Source organism: Blastococcus sp. CT_GayMR16 (assembly GCF_004570875.1).
In the GTDB taxonomy this organism is placed as follows: Bacteria; Actinomycetota; Actinomycetes; order Mycobacteriales; family Geodermatophilaceae; genus Blastococcus_B.
On the sequence record NZ_SPQK01000006.1, the window covers coordinates 50,996 to 67,771 of the forward strand.

General features: G+C 73.1%; 15 protein-coding genes. 7 read left to right on the plus strand and 8 right to left on the minus strand.

Annotated elements, in window-relative coordinates:
• Window positions 1-10 precede the first annotated feature (10 nt).
• A complete protein-coding gene (locus E4P38_RS09130; RefSeq protein WP_135131471.1) occupies window positions 11-841 on the plus strand; it encodes a hypothetical protein in 831 nt (276 codons plus the stop codon).
• 4 nt (window positions 842-845) lie between these two features.
• Here the strand turns inward: E4P38_RS09130 and E4P38_RS09135 are convergent, their stop codons facing one another.
• From E4P38_RS09135 to E4P38_RS09145, 3 genes are read right to left on the minus strand one after another with little or no spacing between them, the layout of a single operon-like run.
• Window positions 846-2,480, minus strand: coding sequence for a peptide chain release factor 3 (locus tag E4P38_RS09135; protein WP_135131472.1), 1,635 nt, complete (start codon window positions 2,478-2,480; stop codon window positions 846-848).
• A gap of 28 nt (window positions 2,481-2,508) precedes the next feature.
• Entirely contained in the window at window positions 2,509-4,353 is a 1,845-nt protein-coding gene (locus E4P38_RS09140; protein ID WP_245160911.1) for a sugar phosphate isomerase/epimerase and 4-hydroxyphenylpyruvate domain-containing protein, read from the minus strand.
• Window positions 4,346-5,233 (minus strand): shikimate dehydrogenase, encoded by an 888-nt coding sequence (locus E4P38_RS09145; RefSeq protein ID WP_135131473.1) that lies wholly within the window; start codon window positions 5,231-5,233, stop codon window positions 4,346-4,348. Before E4P38_RS09145 ends, E4P38_RS09140 begins: the two co-directional genes overlap by 8 nt.
• 151 nt (window positions 5,234-5,384) lie before the next feature.
• Between E4P38_RS09145 and E4P38_RS09150 the strand changes: the two genes are divergently transcribed.
• Window positions 5,385-6,077, plus strand: a complete 693-nt coding sequence (locus tag E4P38_RS09150; RefSeq protein ID WP_209309015.1) for a TetR family transcriptional regulator — start codon at window positions 5,385-5,387, stop codon at window positions 6,075-6,077.
• 164 nt (window positions 6,078-6,241) lie between these two features.
• Window positions 6,242-7,588, plus strand: a complete 1,347-nt coding sequence (locus E4P38_RS09155) for an MFS transporter (protein ID WP_135131474.1) — start codon at window positions 6,242-6,244, stop codon at window positions 7,586-7,588.
• Window positions 7,589-7,600: 12 nt separating this feature from the next.
• Here E4P38_RS09155 and pdxY read toward each other — a convergent pair whose 3' ends face one another.
• Genes pdxY through E4P38_RS09170 form a run of 3 tightly spaced genes read right to left on the minus strand, consistent with a single transcriptional unit; the run spans window position 7,601 to window position 9,785 of the window.
• A complete protein-coding gene (pdxY, locus tag E4P38_RS09160; RefSeq protein ID WP_209309016.1) occupies window positions 7,601-8,452 on the minus strand; it encodes a pyridoxal kinase PdxY in 852 nt (283 codons plus the stop codon).
• 40 nt (window positions 8,453-8,492) lie between these two features.
• On the minus strand, window positions 8,493-8,909 hold the full coding sequence (locus E4P38_RS09165; protein ID WP_135131475.1) for an SRPBCC family protein: 417 nt from the start codon (window positions 8,907-8,909) through the stop codon (window positions 8,493-8,495).
• Window positions 8,910-8,954: 45 nt separating this feature from the next.
• On the minus strand, window positions 8,955-9,785 hold the full coding sequence (locus E4P38_RS09170) for a helix-turn-helix domain-containing protein (RefSeq protein ID WP_167760506.1): 831 nt from the start codon (window positions 9,783-9,785) through the stop codon (window positions 8,955-8,957).
• Between the two features lie 67 nt (window positions 9,786-9,852).
• Here E4P38_RS09170 and E4P38_RS09175 point away from each other — a divergent pair, with 67 nt between their 5' ends.
• Window positions 9,853-11,745: a S41 family peptidase gene (locus E4P38_RS09175; RefSeq protein ID WP_209309017.1), complete on the plus strand. Its 1,893-nt coding sequence runs from the start codon at window positions 9,853-9,855 to the stop codon at window positions 11,743-11,745.
• A gap of 164 nt (window positions 11,746-11,909) precedes the next feature.
• Entirely contained in the window at window positions 11,910-14,354 is a 2,445-nt protein-coding gene (locus E4P38_RS09180; protein WP_135131477.1) for an HAD-IC family P-type ATPase, read from the plus strand.
• On the opposite strand, the gene E4P38_RS09185 is transcribed toward E4P38_RS09180, so the two are convergent.
• Window positions 14,305-14,769, minus strand: coding sequence for a hypothetical protein (locus tag E4P38_RS09185; protein WP_135131478.1), 465 nt, complete (start codon window positions 14,767-14,769; stop codon window positions 14,305-14,307). The genes E4P38_RS09180 and E4P38_RS09185 overlap by 50 nt on opposite strands.
• An 87-nt stretch (window positions 14,770-14,856) precedes the next feature.
• Here E4P38_RS09185 and E4P38_RS09190 point away from each other — a divergent pair, with 87 nt between their 5' ends.
• Entirely contained in the window at window positions 14,857-15,372 is a 516-nt protein-coding gene (locus E4P38_RS09190) for an arsinothricin resistance N-acetyltransferase ArsN1 family B (RefSeq protein WP_245160912.1), read from the plus strand.
• Window positions 15,373-15,874: 502 nt separating this feature from the next.
• On the plus strand, window positions 15,875-16,069 hold the full coding sequence (locus E4P38_RS09195; protein ID WP_135131479.1) for a hypothetical protein: 195 nt from the start codon (window positions 15,875-15,877) through the stop codon (window positions 16,067-16,069).
• A 98-nt stretch (window positions 16,070-16,167) separates the two neighbouring features.
• On the opposite strand, the gene E4P38_RS09200 is transcribed toward E4P38_RS09195, so the two are convergent.
• Window positions 16,168-16,659 carry a hypothetical protein gene (locus tag E4P38_RS09200; protein ID WP_135131480.1) on the minus strand — a complete coding sequence of 164 codons (492 nt, stop codon included), beginning with the start codon at window positions 16,657-16,659 and terminating at the stop codon, window positions 16,168-16,170.
• Window positions 16,660-16,776 lie beyond the last annotated feature (117 nt).

Genomic DNA, 16,776 nt, shown 5'->3' on the forward strand with positions numbered 1-16,776 from the left:
AGTGGAGGCCGTGTTCGACGTCGACTGGATGGGTCTGCTCACCCGCGAGGTGCTCCGGGAGCGGGCCGCGGACCTGATCGCCGAGTCCTGCGCCTGGGCGGTCGGCATGTCCGACCAGCCCCACTACCTACGGACGGCCGGGCGGATCGTCGCCACCGGCACGACCGTGGGGGAGCGGGCCGCGAAGGACCTGTCGCTCGGCGACGAGGAGGACGGCCGGCTCGATCTCGGTGACGCCCGGCCGGGCAGCTTCCAGGACGCGCTCAACGCCGTGGGCGGCGACGGCGTCCTGCAGGCCCACCGGTTCGACGAGGAGGTGCTGCACCCCTTCGTGCACGAGACGTGCGTCCGCGCCGCCGAGCGGGCCCGCCGCACGCGGCCCGACGCCTGGGCGGAGCTGGCCGACGACGTCGGGGAGGACGCCGGCGACCTGGCCGGCGTCGTCCGCGGCGGGGGCTGGGAGGCGCCGCTGCGGATCGACGCCGAGCATCTCGTGCTCGCCGCGCTGGGCGCCGTCCCGCTGATCGAGGTGGAGGCCGAGGGGCTGCCGCTGTCGCTGGTGCGCGCCGCGGAGGCGACCACCCGTGCCGCGACCGCACCGGCCGGGCCGCCCGCCCCCGACACCGATCTCGCGGGGTCGCTGTTCCTCGCCGAGGCCGCGCTGACCGCGACCGGGGCGCCGGTGCCGGTCGGCCCGGACGCCGCCGAGCGGTTGCTCGAGGAGCTGCTCGCCCACGGGCTGGAGCCCGACGAGGTGGTCGCCGTGCTGCCGCATCTCCCGGTGCAGCCGGAGACGGCCGACACCGTCGCCGCGATCATCCGGGCCGCCGGCATCGGCTGATCCCTCAGAGCTGGGCGGCGACCAGGCTCTCCAGGGTCAGGTCCGGGTTGTTGTCCTTGAACACCCGCAGGCCCCACTTGTCGCTGAAGACCGCGATCAGCTCACCGTTGGACCGCTGCAGCACCTCCGCGCCGCGGGCGGTCGCGACCTTCGGGGCCGAGGCCTCGTCGGTGCGCAGGGCCAGGGAGTACGGCAGCCGGTCCAGCTCGATGGGCGCGTTGAACTCGTGCTCCATGCGGTGGACCGCGACCTCGAACTGCATCGGTCCCACCACCGCCAGCACGGGCGCCTGCTCCCCCCGGCGGTCCGAGCGCAGCACCTGGACGACGCCCTCGGAGTCCAGCTGCTCGATCCCGCGGCGGAACTGCTTGTGCTTGGCGGTGTCCTTGCCGCGGCAGACCGCGAAGTGCTCCGGCGCGAACGTGGTGAGCGGCGGGAACGTCACTGGGCGCTCGGCGTAGAGCGTGTCGCCCACCCCGAGGGCGGCGGCGTTCACCAGCCCGACGACGTCGCCGGGGTAGGCGCGGTCGATGCTCTCCCGCTCCCGGCCGAACACGTGCTGGGCGTACTTGGTGGCGAACGGCCGGCCGGTGCCCGCGTGCGTGACGACCATGCCGCGCTCGAAGACCCCGGAGCAGATGCGGATGAACGCCAGCCGGTCGCGGTGCGCGGTGTCCATGCCCGCCTGCACCTTGAACACGAAGGCGCTGAACGGGTCGGTCAGGGCGCGCGTGCCCCCGTCGGCGTCCGGCTGGGCGCCCGGCGGGGGAGCGAGACCGACCAGGGTGTCCAGCAGTGCCCCGACACCGAAGTTGGACACCGCCGAGGCGAACAGCACCGGCGTCGTGACGCCGTCCAGGAACAGCGACTGGTCGTGCTCGCCGCTGGTCTCGGCCAGCAGCGCCACCTCCTCGACCGCCTGCTGCCAGGCGTCGCCCTCGCGCTCGGCCGCGGCGTCGGCCGACAGGGTCTCCTCCGGCGCGATCGTGGCGCCGCCGGCGGTGCGGGTGAACCGGCGGTACGTGCCGTCGGAGCGATCGAGCACGCCGCGGAAGTCGCCGGCGATCCCGACCGGCCAGGTGAGCGGGGTCGGCGTCAGTCCGGTGCGGTCCTGGATCTCGTCCATGAGCTCGAGGGCGTCCTTGCCCGGGCGGTCCCACTTGTTGACGACGGTCAGTACCGGGATGCCGCGGTGCCGGCAGACCGCGAAGAGCTTCATCGTCTGGGCTTCCAGGCCCTTGGCGGCGTCGATCAGCATCACCGCGGCGTCGACGGCGGTGAGGACGCGGTAGGTGTCCTCGGAGAAGTCGGCGTGGCCCGGGGTGTCCAGCAGGTTGATGACGGCCTTGTCCTCACCGGGGCCGTACTCGAACTGGAGCGCCGCCGACGTGATGGAGATGCCGCGGTCGCGCTCCATGTCCATCCAGTCGGACACGGTGCCGCGTCGCCCGGCCTTGCCGTGGACGGCACCGGCCTGGCCGATCACCCGGGCGTGCAGGGCGAGCGCCTCGGTCAGCGTCGACTTGCCGGCGTCGGGATGGCTGATGACGGCGAAGGTGCGGCGCCGGGCGGCCTGTCGGACGACGTCCTTCGCGCTGGTGCCGGGGGTCGCCGTCTCGACGGAAGGGGCTGCGCTCACTGGTAGGACAGTAACCGTGCGCCGGGCGTCACTCCGCCGACGTGCGCAACCGCCGGTGAGCCGCCATCCGCACGGGGGCGTTGACCGCGCCGTAGCCGTCGTAACCGCCGAGCCGCTGCACGACCTCGAAGAACACGCGCGACCCGAGCACCTCGGTGAACAGCTGCAGGTAACCCCCCTGCCCGTCCTCGTCGTAGAAGAGGCCGCACTCGCGCATCGCGTCCAGGAGATCCGCGTCCAGGTCCAGCCGGGCCTCGAGGTCGTCGTGGTAGTTCACCGGGACGGCGAGCAGCGGCGCGCCCGCCGCGCGCAGGGCCCGGGCGGTGGCGACGAGGTCCGAGGTGACGAAGGCGATGTGCTGCGGCGCCGGGACGCCGGGCGCCCACTCGCCCCGGCGGAGCAGCGATACGCTGAGCGCCAGCCGGACGGCGCGGCCCGGGCCGGTCACGGCGCGGCTGCGCACCAGCCCGAAGGGCGCCGCGTACTCGGTGACGCTCTCCGGCTCCAGCCCCAGCACCGAGCGGTAGAACAGCCCCGCCCCGTCGAAGGAGTCGAACGGCTGGGTGAGCGCGACGTGGTCGACCGCGGTGATCCCCGCCCCCGATCCGGCGTCGGTCCCGGTGGGCAGGAAGTCGGCCGGCCAGCCGCCGGGCCCGGTGCGGGCGAAGAACACCTGGGTCCCGTCGGGGGCCTCGACCGCGGACAGGTCGGCCTCGGTGGCCCCTCGGGTGCGGGGGAGGACCGGTGCCCGGAAGGCCTCGGCCCGCGCCGCCGAACGGCCGGGGTCCGCGCTCTCCAGGGCGAGCGCGGCCACCTCGGCGTCCCCGGCGCCCGCCGGCCGGACGACGGAGGCATTGAGCAGCACCCGCGCCGCGCCCTGCTCCCACAGCTGCACCGGCTTGGAGCGGTGCTGGCCGGTGTGGGCGAAGCCGAGCGCGCCGAGGGCACCGGCGAGCTCCGGGCCGGACACCCCGTCGACGGCCAGCTCGGTGAAGGCGTAGCCGCTCAGCGCCGGCGCCGGCGGCGGTGCCGTCGTCCCCAGGTCGGGACGGCGCAGCGCCAGCGCCTCCTCCAGCCAGAGCAGCGACCGCATGGCGTCCACCGCGGCCCGGCCCGGCTCGGCCTGCCGGAAGACGTCGTTGAAGACCTCGAGCGACAGCGGGCCGGCGTAGCCGGCGGCGAGGACGTGCGCGAGGAAGCCCGCCAGGTCGAGGGCGCCCTGGCCGGGGAACAGCCGGTGGTGGCGGCTCCACTGGAGGACGTCCATGTCCAGCTGCGGGGCGTCGGCCAGCTGGAGGAAGAAGAGCTTCTCGGCGGGGACGGCGGCGAAGCCCGCGGGGTCCCCGTTGCGCGAGAGCACGTGGAAGCTGTCCAGGCAGAGGCCGAGAGCGGGGGAGTCCGCCCGCCGGACGGCGTCCCAGGACGCCTCCCAGGTGGCGACGTGCCGCCCCCAGGCCAGCGCCTCGTAGGCGATGCGCAGTCCCCGTTCGCCGGCCCGCGCGGCCGCCGCAGCCAGCTGTCCCGCGAGCCGGTCGGGATCGTCGACCGCGTCGGGCGCGACCGATGAGCAGACCAGCACGGTGTCGGTGCCGAGCTCGGCCATGACGTCGAACTTCCGGTCGGCCCGCCGGAGATTGCGCTCGAACCGCTCCGCATCGGTGGAGTCCAGGTCCCGGAAGGGCTGGTAGAGGTCGATCGACAGGCCGAGGTCCGCGCAGCGGGCGGCCAGCTCCTTCGGCGCCCACGGGGAGGCGATCAGGTCGGGCTCGAAGATCTCGATGCCGTCGAACCCGGCACCGGACGCGGCGGCGAGCTTGTCCTCCAGCGTGCCCGACAGGCACACCGTGGCGATGGTCCGCTGCACGTCAGACACGGGCGTCGGACTCCGGCGCGTCGACCAGGGTCGCGAAGTGACGGAGCATGCGGTCGGCGTCGGGTTCGATGCCGGTGAAGAGACGGAAGGCGTCCACGGCCTGGAACACGGCCATGCCGCCGCCGTCGAGGACCCGGCAGCCGAGATCCCGGGCGGCGCGGACCAGTGCGGTCTCCAGCGGCCGGTAGACGATGTCGGCGACCCAGAGATCCGGTCGCAGCACGTCGGCGGGCACCGGGAGCCCGGGGTGGGCGGCCATCCCCGTCGGGGTGGCGTGCGCGAGGCCGTCGGCCTCGGCGACCGCGGCCGCGATGTCGGCGGCCGCGCTCCCGACCGCGCGGCCCGCGCCGAACCGTTCCTCGAGCGACGCCGCCAACCCGGCCGCCCGCTCCGGGTCGAGGTCGAGCACGGTCAGCCGGGTGGTGCCCAGGGTGAGCAGCGCGTGAGCCACGGCGGAACCGGCACCGCCGGCGCCGAGGAGGACCACCCGATCGAGCCGGGCATCCGACAGGCCCCGGTCGAACGCGCGCGCGAAGCCCGACCAGTCGGTGTTGTGGCCCACCGCCCTGCCGTCGCCGAACACCACGGTGTTCACCGCGCCCAGTGCCTCGGCGTCGGGGGACAGCTCGTCCAGGTGGGGGAGGACCAGCTGCTTGCACGGGTGGGTGATGTTGAGGCCGTCGTAGCCGGCGAGCCGCGCCGCGGCGACGAGGTCCCCGACGGACTCGGGCGAGAGCTCGAGGCGGTCGAGGTCGAAGCGGCGGTAGAGGTAGCGGATGCCCAGCTCGTCGGCCTCGCGCTCGTGCATCGCCGGCGTCAGGGACGGCCCGATGCCCGCACCGACGAGGCCGGTGAGAAAGCTCTGCGAGGTGCGGCTCACGGGGGCCTCCGCCTGTGTACCAGTTGGTGAGTTAGCCCTCAGGGGACCACATTCCGACGGCCGGCGCCAGCCCCTCCGTCGGGTGGCCCGGGGTCCAGCCCGTACCCGCGGCGCCTAGGCTCGGCGTCGTCCGCCGAGCTGGAGGAGATCTGTGACCGCGCAGCCGTCCGAGTCCGGAACGCCCGCCGGGGCCGACGGCGGAGCCCTCGCGACGGTGGGCCCCGAGCGCACCCGGGACGCGGACCGCACACGCGCCGACATCCTGGCCGTCGCCACCCGTGAGTTCGCCGACCAGGGCTACGCCGGCGCACGGATCAACCTGATCGCGGACAAGACCAGCACCACGAAGCGGATGATCTATTACTACTTCGGGGGCAAGGAGCAGCTCTACATCGCCGTCCTCGAGCAGGCGTACAGCCTCATCCGCGGCCTCGAGCAGCAGCTGGACGTCGAGCACCTGGACCCGGTCGAGGCGATCCGCGAGCTCGCCGGGCTGACGTTCGACCACCACGAGTCCCATCCGGACTTCATCCGCCTGGTGAGCATCGAGAACATCCACCGCGCCCAGCACATCGCCCGGTCGAAGGTCCTCTCCGGCCTGGCCAATCCCGCGCTCGACGTCCTGGGCGCGATCCTCCGGCGCGGCTGGGCGGCCGGCGTCTTCCGGGAGGACGTGGACGCTCTCGACGTCCACCAGATCATCAGCGCGTTCTGCGTCTTCCGGACGGCGAACCGGCACACGTTCGGCGCGATCTTCGGGCGCGAACTGCTCGACCCGGGCCGTCGTGAGCACCAGCGCCGGATGCTGGGCGACCTCGTCGTGGAGTACCTGACCGCGCACTGACGCGTGCCGGGCGGTCGGCTTGACAAGGTGACGCCCATCACCTCACCATCTGGTACGTAACCAGTTGGTACATAAGCCACTGCAGTTGCCGCACCGCCGCTCCGCTGACCGCACCGACCACCGGCACGACCAGATCGCTGCCGCCGGTACTCCAGGAGACCTCCATGAGCACCACCACCGCCTCCGGCGGCACCGTCGAGGGCGTGCCGCGCAAGGCCGCGCTCGCCAGCTTCGTCGGCAGCATGCTCGAGTACTACGACTTCTTCATCTACGGCGCCGCTGCCGGCCTCGTCTTCCCGACCGTCTTCTTCGCCGACTCCGACCCGGCCACCGCGACGCTGCTCTCGCTGGCCACGTTCGGTGTCGCCTACGTGGCGCGGCCCATCGGCGCGGTCATCATCGGCCACTTCGGCGACAAGGTCGGCCGCAAGAAGATGCTCGTCCTGACCCTGCTGCTGATGGGCGCCTCGACGTTCCTGATCGGCGCGCTGCCGTCCTACGCCGCGATCGGGGTCGCCGCACCGGTCCTGCTGGTCGTCCTCCGGGTCATGCAGGGACTCTCGGCCGCGGGGGAGCAGAGCGGCGCCAACTCGCTGACGATGGAGCACGCCCCCGAAGGTCGGCGCGGCTTCTTCACGAGCTTCACGCTCAGCGGCACCCAGGCCGGACTCATCCTGGCCACCCTGGTGTTCATCCCCGTCGCGGCACTGCCGGACGAGCAGCTGTTCACCTGGGGCTGGCGGGTTCCCTTCTTCCTGTCCGTCATCGTCGTGGCGGTCGGCTACTGGGTGCGCCGGACGCTGCCCGAGACGGCGGAGTTCGAGAAGGTCGAGCAGTCCGAAGGCGTGGCCAAGCTCCCGGTCGCCGTCCTGTTCCGCGACCACTGGGCGAGCGTTCTGCGGGTGGTCCTGTGCGCGTTGGTCTCGGTGGTCAGCACCGTCGTCGCCACGTGGTCGCTCGCCTGGGCGACCAACGACCTGGGCCTGGAGCGGTCGACGTTCCTGTGGGTCATCGTCACCGCGAACGTCGTCGCCCTGGCCGCCATCCCGCTGTGGGCCAAGCTGTCGGACCGGATCGGTCGCCGGCCGGTGTTCGCTCTCGGGGCGCTCGGCTCCGCCGTCCTGGTGTTCCCGTTCCTCTGGGCCGTGCAGCAGGGGGACTGGCCGCTGATCTTACTCTTCGCGGTGCTGCTCTCCGGCGTCGTCTACTCCGCGGCGAACGGCGTCTGGCCGACGCTGTACGGCGAGATGTTCGACACCCGCGTGCGGTACTCCGGGATGGCGATCGGCACGCAGATCGGGTTCGCGCTCGGCGGCTTCTCACCGACGATCGCCGCGGCGATCGTCGGCGACGGCCCCAACGGCTGGTTGCCGGTGGCCATCCTGACCGCGGCCGCCGCCGGGGTGGCCGGGCTCTGCGCCCTCACCGCCCGGGAGACCGCGCACGTTCCGCTGCCCCTGCTGGGGACGCCGGCCGCCCGGGAGAGCAGCCGGGAAGCACTCCCGGTCTGACCTGGGTGCTGTTCAGACCTCGTCGACGGGGAAGGTGCGGGTCGGCGTCACGAACTCCTCCTGTGCGGCCACGAGGAGGATCTCCCGCGACCCGGCCTCCTCGGTCCGCCGCAGCAGGCCGAACACCGAGGCCGCGGCCCGGCCGAGCGCGTCGGCGGCCGAGCCGGTGTCCAGCCAGTGCGCGAGGAACAGCGCGGCGATGGCGTCGCCGGCGCCGTTGACCGACACGTCCAGCCGGGGCGTGCGCACGCGGACGTGCCGGCCGCCCTCGGACGCCAGCAGGTCGACGCAGTCGTCCGGGGTGTCGTCGGTGACCAGCGACGTCGTCAGGACCACCCGGGGGCCGAGCGCCTGCACGGCCGCGACCGCGTCCTTGACCGCGTCGAGCGACGTCGTCGTCGTCCCGGACAGCAGGTCGAGCTCGAAGTGGTTGGGCGTGACGAGGTCGGCGGCTGGCACCGCGACCTCGCGCATGAACTCCTCGATGCCCGGCCGCACGAAGACGCCGCGCCCGACGTCGCCGATCACCGGGTCGCAGCAGTACACGGCGTCGGGGTTGGCGGCACGCACCGTCGCGACCGTCCCGACGACGGCGTGCCCGATGTCGGCCGACCCGAGGTACCCCGACAGGACGGCGTCGCAGCGGCCGAGCACGCCGCGGTCGGAGATGCCCTGGACGACCTCCTCGACGGCCTGCCCGTCGAACACCCGCCCGGTCCACTCGCCGTAGCCGGTGTGGTTGGAGAACTGCACCGTGTGCACCGGCCACACCTCGACGCCGAGCCGCTGCAGCGGGAAGACCGCCGACGAGTTGCCCACGTGCCCGTAGGCGACGTGGGACTGGATCGAGAGAACGTTCACCACGGGGACAGACGGTCGCACACGCGCCCCGGGCGAGGCGGGATCAGGTCACGGCGAGCTCGCGGTCGAAGGCGTCGAGCTGGCCGGCGTCGGTGCGCCGGATCGCCGCCCGGATCGCCGGCCCGGCCAGTGACCACGCCCCCCGGGTGGCGACGTCGGCGACGAGGGTCACCCGGCTGCCGGGCCCGGCCGGCTCGACGGCGTAGGTGTAGTCGGCGGTCACCCCGCCCTGCCGCGAGCGGAGCGTGACCGACCGGCCGGGGTCGAGGGCGGCGATCTCACTGACCCGCTCCTTGCCGCGGGCGGTGAACCGCAGCGTCGTCCCGACGGCGGTGGCGCCGTCCGCGAGGATCGCGTCGACGCCGAGCCACGGGGCCGCCCGGTCCCAGTCGGTCAGCCGGGCCCACACCTGATCCACGGGACGGTCGATGTCGCGGGTGACGGCGAATGCTCGGCTCATGGGCGCAGGATCGCGGCCGGGTGCGGGACGCGTCTTGGACGAACTTCACCTCTCGGGCACGAAACCCGGGGCCGGGTCGTCGGGGTCCAGGAACTGCCGCTGCGCGGCGACGTAGGCCGACGGCGGGACGCCGGTGTGCCGGGTGACGTCCCGGACCAGGTGCGCCTGGTCGTACCAGCCCAGGTCCGCGGCCAGGCGGGTCCAGGCCACCCGGTCCTGGACGTCGATCTGCTCCAGCAGGCGGCGGACGCGGAGCACCCGGGCCAGCGTCCGGGGGCCGAGGCCGACGACCCGGGTGAACTCCCGGTCGAGGTGGCCGTGGGAGATCCCGAGCTCGGCGGCCAGTTCGGCGATGGACCGGGCCGGCTCGGCCTCCAGGGCGGCGACGGCCACGGCGCAGCGCGGCAGTCCCCGGACGGTCTCGTCGAGGCCGGAGAGCAGGACGGCCTCCGTGCGGTCGAGCATCGAGTCGGGATCACCGCTGCCGGCGAGGAGCTCCGCCCGCAGTCCGGGTGCGGCGCGCCACGCCGTCCCGAGGTCCACCACGCGGCCGCGCAGCGGAGCGGGGTCGACGCCGAACACCGCCCGGCAGCCGACCGGCGTGGTGACCACGCCGACGCAGTCGGTCCGCCCGGTCGGCTCGTTGACCAGTGGCCGGTCGTGCGGGCCGATCAGGAAGCCGGTCGAGGCGAGGAACGCGGGCCCGTCCGCGGGGGTCTGCCGGATGGGCGGCCCGAGGACGATGCCGGCGACCGTGGAGCCGGTGGGGGCGATCCGCTCCCGGACGTAGGGGATCTGGCCCCGGGCGTGCCACACCGACTCGACGTAGCGCGCGAGCGGGCCCGCCGGGGTGCGCTGGGTGAACTCGAAGTCCACCCGGGGAGCCTAGGGTGCCGCCGGTCCTGTGACGCCCCGGTGACGCTCGGCTCGTTAGACCTCGGCCATGACGACCCTGGCCACCTACGTCGAGACGCCCACGCCCCGCAGGGCCATAGACGGCACCGACGAATCCCTTCCCGCCGACCTGACCGTCGCGTTCGGCACGGCCGAGGCCCCGGTCGCGGGCTCCGTCCCGCTGCACGACTTCCTCAAGACGGCGGGGATGCTCACCCACGCCGAGCGCGTGCTCATCGTCGACCAGGCGCTGCTGATGCTCGAGGGCAACTACGTGCACCTGCCGCTGAAGTCGGCGATGCACGCCGTCAACCCGGTCCAGCGGCTCCGCCTGCTGCGCGCCCGGCTGCTGCGCCAGACCGGCGAGACCATGGATCCCGAGCGGGTCTTCCACATGGAGATGTCGGGGATCTTCCACTCGGTCCGCGACCTGCACACCAACTACCTGCTGCCCGCGCCGTTCGCCGGAATGATCGCCTACCTGCCCTTCCAGGTGGAGCGCTTCACCGACGACGGCGACGAGAGGTACATCGTCACCCGGGTCGCGCAGGGCACGTCGGTGCCCCCGTTCGGCGTGGGCGTGGAGATCACGCACTGGAACGGCATGCCGATCAAGCGGGCGGTGGCGGTGAACGCCGACCGATTCGCCGGTAGCAACATGGCCGCCCGGCTGGCCCGCGGGGTCGACTCACTGACCATCCGCTCGCTGCGCATGCACCTGCCGCCGGACGAGGAGTGGGTGACCGTCAGCTACCTGGACCCGGCCGGCGTCCGCCGGGAGCTGCGCGAGCCGTGGCTCGTGGCCGCCAACGCGCCGACGTTGACCGACACGGACGCCGTCACCACGGCCGCGGCCTCGATGGGGCTGGACCTGCACGCCGACGAGACCGGCCGCGCCCGCGCGCTGCTCTACGCGCCGCGGGCCGTCGAGCAGACCTTCGGCAACCTGGCGGTCGAGCTGTCCGCGGAACCGGCCGCCGCCGGCGCCGAGGTCCCCTCGACGATGCCCCTGGTCTTCCGGGCCCGCAGCGTCGTGACCGCCGCGGGCACGTACGGCCACCTGCGGATCTTCACCTTCAGCGTCCAGGACCCGGCCGCCTTCGTCGCGGAGTTCGTCCGGCTCGTGGAGCTGCTGCCGCAAGAGGGCCTGATCCTCGACGTGCGCGGCAACGGCGGGGGCCACATCCACGCCAGCGAGTTCACCCTGCAGACCCTGACGCCGCGGCGGATCACCCCGGAGCCGGTGCAGTTCAGCTGCACGCCGCTGAACCTGGAGATCTGCCGGCGGCACAAGGACAACCCGACCCGCCAGATCGACCTCGGCCCCTGGTTCCCCTCGATGGACCAGGCGGTGGAAACCGGGGCGATCTACTCGTCGGCGTTCCCGATCACCCCCGAGAAGGGCGCCAACAGCATCGGCCAGCGCTACTTCGGGCCCGTCGTCCTGATCACCGACGCCCGCTGCTACTCGGCGACGGACATCTTCGCCGCGGGCTTCCAGGACCACGAGATCGGCCCGGTCCTGGGCGTGGACGACAACACCGGAGCGGGCGGGGCCAACGTCTGGACCCACGGGCTGCTCAAGGCGCTGCGGGACCTGCCGCCGGACGCCGAGACGCCCTACGCCGCGCTGCCCCGGCAGGCCGACATGCGGGTGTCGATCCGCCGCACGCTGCGCGTCGGGAAGCTCGCGGGTACCCCGGTGGAGGACCTAGGACCTCGGGGTCCGCTCCGACGTCCGGCACGAGATGACCCGTCGCGACGTGCTGGAGAACAACGTCGACCTGCTCGACGCGGCCGGCGCACTCCTGGCCGGCCGCCCGGTCCGCCGGCTGCGGCTCACCCCGTCGCTGGCCGGCGGGACGCTGACGCTGCAGCTGACCACGGGCGGGATGGACCGGATCGACGTCTACGTGGACGGTCGGCCGCGCGGGAGCAGTGACGTGGCCGACGGCGCCATGACGCTCACCTTCCCCGGGGTCGGCGCCGCGACCACGGTCCAGGTGCAGGGGTTCGCCGCGGGGGAGCTGGTGGCCGCGCGCACGCAACCGCTCTGACCCTCCGAGTTCTGCCATCCTGCCGTCACTCCACGGGGAAGGCGGTGCGGTGGCGAGTCCAGGGACTCCGACGGCGTTCCGTGCGCCGGACGCCGGCCCGGAGACGCCGGCCGCCGGGCTGACCGCTGCGGGCGTCGCGGAGCGGGTGGCGCTCGGCCGCACGAACGCCACGTCGCTGCGCACCAGCCGCACCGTCGGCGAGATCGTGCGGGCGAACGTCTTCACCGTCTTCAACGCCGTACTGCTCACCCTGTTCGCCGTGGTCCTGGCGACCGGGCGGTGGCAGAACGGGCTGTTCGTCGGGGTAGTCGTCGCCAACGCCGCGATCGGCATCGTGCAGGAGCTGCGCGCCAAGCGGACGCTCGACCGGCTGGCAGTGCTGAACGCACCCCGGGCCCGGGTGGTGCGCGACGGGGTGGAGGAGGAGATACCGATCGCCGACGTCGTCCTCGACGACCTGCTCGCGCTCGCCGCCGGCGACCAGGTGCCCGCCGACGGCGTCGTCCGGACGACGACCGGGCTCGCGGTGGACGAGTCGCTGCTCACCGGCGAGGCCGATGCCGTCGTCAAGCAGCCCGGCGACGCGGTGTGGTCCGGCGCCATCGTGGTGTCGGGCCGCGGGCGGGCCCAGACCACGGCGGTGGGGGAGAACTCCTACGCGGCCCGGCTCTCCACCGAGGCCCGCCGGTTCGCCACCACCTACTCCGAGCTCGTCGCCGGCACCAACCGCCTGATGCGGTGGATCGCCGTCATGCTCGCCGTCGTCGGCCCGGCGGTGCTGTGGAGCCAGTTCCAGACGGACGAGAACGCCGACTGGCGCGAGGCGGTCACCGGAACGGTCGCGGCGCTGGTCGGGATGGTCCCGGAAGGGCTGGTCCTCCTGACCACCTTGGCCTTCGTGGTGGCGACCGTGGGCCTGGCCCGGCGGCAGGTCCTGGTGCAGGAGCTGCCCGCGGTCGAGGGGCTGGCCCGGGTCGACGTGGTCTGCCTGGACAAGACCGGCACGCTCACCCACGGCGACGTCCGGTTCGACCGGCTCGAGCCGCTCGACTCGGTGGACCCGGCGCCCGCTCGGAGCGCCCTGGGCCTGCTGGCCGCCGCGGACGCGTCCAACGCGACGGCCGCGGCGCTGTCCGCCGCCTTTCCTCCGCCGGACGGCGCCCCGGCGCAGACCGTTCCGTTCTCGTCGGCCCGCAAGTGGTCGGCGGTGCGCACCGCCGGCGCGGTCACCTGGGTGCTCGGTGCGCCGGAGATGGTCCTCCCGGCCCCGGTGGGCGAGGAGCAGACCGCCGCGCGTGCCCGGTCCGACGAGCTCGCCGCCGAGGGCCGCCGGGTGCTGCTGATGGCGCGGTCGGCCGCCGCACCGGGGGTCGACGGCGACGGCGACGCCGTGCTCCCCGGCGACCTGGTCCCGGTCAGCCTGGTGCTGCTGGCCGAGCGGATCCGGGCGGACGCCGCCGAGGTGCTGCGCTACTTCACCGAGGAGGGCGTGACGCTGAAGGTCATCTCCGGTGACAACCCCCGCACGGTCGGCGTGGTCGCCGCCGCCGTGGGCGTCCCCGGGGTGACCGGCGCCGGCGACGCCGTCGATGCGCGGACCCTGCCCGAGGACCCGGACGCCCTCGCCGCAACGATGGAGGCCGGCAGCGTCTTCGGGCGGGTCACCCCGCACCAGAAGCGGGCGATGGTGCGGGCTCTGCAGCGGAGCGGGCACGTGGTGGCGATGACCGGTGACGGCGTCAACGACGCCCTCGCGCTCAAGGACGCCGACATCGGGGTGGCCATGGGCAACGGCTCGGCGGCGACGCGGGCGGTGGCCCAGCTCGTCCTGCTCGACGGCCGCTTCGCCCACCTGCCCGACGCGGTCGCGGAGGGCCGGCGGGTCATCGCCAACATCGAGCGCGCCGCGAACCTCTTCCTGGTCAAGAACATCTACTCGCTGGTGCTCGCGGTCATCACCGTGGCCGCGGTCTCGGCCTATCCGCTCGAGCCGATCCAGCTCACCCTGATCTCCACCGTCACGATCGGCGTGCCGGGTTTCTTCCTCGCGCTCGGCCCGAACCGCCGGCGCTACCTGCCGGGGTTCCTGCACCGGGTGCTGCGCTTCTCCGTGCCGGCCGGGCTGATCACCGGGGCGGGGGCGTACGCGGGCTACGCCGCGTCCCGCTACCTCTACCCGGACGCCGGGGTCGCGGGCGCCCGGACGACCGCGACCGTCGTCGTCCTGATCGTGGCCCTCTGGACGCTGGTGATCCTCGCCCGGCCCCTCGTCGCCTGGAAGGTGGCCCTGATCGCCACGATGGCTGGGATCGCGGCGGCCGTCGTGGCGATCCCGGCGCTCGGCGAGACGATCGTCCTGCTGCAGGTCACGCCCGAGGCGCTGCTGACCGCGGGGGTCGTCGGCGCGGTGGGCGCGGCACTGGTCGAGGTCTCCTCGAGGGTCTTCAGCGCATCCCCGGCAGCGACCAGGACGAGGTCTGCGCCAGCGCGCTGATCGCGGCGGCCCCGAGCGCGTCCACCTCCCCGGCGAGCAGGCGCAGCGGCACCGGAGCCGGGGCATGCAGGAGCCCCAGCAGGCGGCCGGTGGCCAGCTCGACCCGGGTCGTGCCGGGCAGCTCCGGGTCGTCGGCCGGGGCGGTCGGCCCCCAGGGCTCGCCGAGCTCGTCGCAGAGTGCCGGCAGCCGGCGCAGCAGCTCCGCGCAACCGGCGGCCAGCCGCCACCAGCGGCCGGCGTCCACCCCGGCGCTCGCGGCTGTCGCCGCCGACCAGCGCAGGAGGTGGACGACGTCGTGCCACACCACGTCGGAGACCACGCACGTCATCGCCGAGCAGTGCGGTGGACGCCGGGCGAGCACGAGGCGGTGCGCGCCGTCGGGGTCGAAGAGCCGCTGCCGCAGGTCGTCGTCCATGAGCCCACGCTGCGCCCGCAGCCCGGCAGGGGACTGGACGCCGGCTGGCAGTCGGCTGTCGAGACGGCGTCGGGAAGGATGCGGGTCGTGATCAGGGACGCGGCTGCCGCCGACGCCGGACGCTGCGCGGAGATCTACGCGCCGTACGTGCGCGACACCGCGATCTCCTTCGAGAGCGAGCCGCCCTCGACCGAGGAGATGGCCCGGCGGATCGCCGAGGCGCAGCGCGCCCATGCCTGGCTGGTCCTCGAGGACGACGGGAACGTCGTGGGGTACGCCTACGGCGGGCCGTTCATGTCCCGCGCCGCGTACCAGTGGGCGACGACGGTCAGCGTCTACCTCGCGGCCGGCCGCCGACGGACCGGGGCGGGGCGGGCGCTGTACGAGGCGCTGTTCGACCGCCTCACCACCCGTGGGCACCGCACGGCGCTGGCCGGGATCGCGCTGCCTAACGACGCCAGTGTCGGACTGCACCGCGCCCTGGGCTTCGAGCCGGTCGGCACGTACCGGCGGGTGGGCTGGAAGCACGGCCGGTGGCACGACGTCGCCTGGTACCGGCGGGCCCTCGGCGACGACGACGGGCCGCCGGTCCCGCTGCGCTGAGCTCCACACGTCTGCATCGGTCGACCCGTCCTGGACGAGGAATTGCCGAGCGAGCCTGCGCCTATGTATTTCCACCGGCCTGTCCCATAACGGCCCACTTAGGGACAGCTACGCCTCATCCGTCTCGCGCGGTGGGAGCGGCGGGTGAGGGACTGTGGCCCTTAGCCCGGCGGGTACCGGAACATGGCCTTCAGGCCGGTCGCAACAGACGTCAAACCCGCTGTGCCTGGGGCACTCAACTTCCCCACCGGTCGGGCAGTAGTACACGTCCGGGCAGCCGCAGTCGTAGACAACCCCGTCCCAAGCGGAGGCGATGACCTCCGGTGTCGTGCTCACCGGGTGACGGTATCGGGCAAACGGCTCGGCCTCGATGTACGTCTCAGCCCTACCGATGCCCATAACGGCCCATTTAGGGCGACCTGATCGGGTCGGATCAGGCGACGTCGTCTTCGCGGCCATACTCACCTCCGTGGGCCGAGACCAGGGGGACGCAGAACGAGGCATGAGCCGGGCGGATGCCGATTCGCTTGCTTCGGCGGTGCGTAACGCCGTCCCCGAAGCGCACGTTGCGATACAACCTGACACCGGCCATTGGCTGGTCCAGGTGGAAACTTCCTCTGCTGGCGCCTTCACCCTCTACGACGAGGACGACTGGCGATGGCTGCAGCCTCAGATCGTTCAGGGCATACAACGGTGACCGGTGCAGAAAACCTGTCGATCCCCAGGCTTCGGACACGTTTCTGAAGCCGCCTTGTGTCCCAGAGCGGACCACTTAGGGCCACTCTGCTTGCGCTTTCAGGAGTCCGAGTCGCTCTCGTTGATGCCATAGCCGCGGCCCAGAGGATTCGGCTTCCATCGCGGCGACGAGAACTCGTCGGCTGGACGTGATGGTTCGCCCGGCAGGCGCCCGGCCGATGCATCTCGCGCAGCCACGGACTTGGGTGGGTGAACGTAGCCCGGGGGAAGTGGGTACCACCGGCTCCAGCCAAAATCGTGCCCCCGCCGAAGAAATGCCTGCCCGGGCCGCTCTTCAGCGAATGAGAGGTCTTCGCCTGCAAGCTTCTTGGCGTCGATCTCTGAACTGTTGCGCTTGAAGAAGCCAGCCTGTTGGAAGGTCGCGCGAGCCTGCTCCGGCGAAGTTGCGAAGAGGACGACCTGGCTCTGCCATGTTTGGGCCATTGCGTCGTCGACCGTGAGTCCGTAGACCCGACTTGCCGGGATAGCGGCATCCCGCTCAAGGCGACGAGCGCGCACGTCTGCGCGGCTCGGCTTGTTCGACTTGGGCACGAGGCGATCGTAGGAGAGCCCGCGTGCGGCCAACGCCGACCTGACTTGGCGCGTCTGTGTCTCGGTGTCCCTGGAGCCGCCCTCTGTCCCATAGCGGCCCATTTAGACATCCCACGG

Excerpts from the sequence above, each read along its gene's own strand:
- E4P38_RS09195 (WP_135131479.1), top strand. The coding sequence starts at position 15,875 with ATGAGCCGGGCGGATGCCGATTCGCTTGCTTCGGCGGTGCGTAACGCC.
- E4P38_RS09185 (WP_135131478.1), bottom strand. The coding sequence starts at position 14,769 with ATGGACGACGACCTGCGGCAGCGGCTCTTCGACCCCGACGGCGCGCAC.
- E4P38_RS09165 (WP_135131475.1), bottom strand. The coding sequence starts at position 8,909 with ATGAGCCGAGCATTCGCCGTCACCCGCGACATCGACCGTCCCGTGGAT.
- E4P38_RS09155 (WP_135131474.1), top strand. The coding sequence starts at position 6,242 with ATGAGCACCACCACCGCCTCCGGCGGCACCGTCGAGGGCGTGCCGCGC.
- E4P38_RS09175 (WP_209309017.1), top strand. The coding sequence starts at position 9,853 with ATGACGACCCTGGCCACCTACGTCGAGACGCCCACGCCCCGCAGGGCC.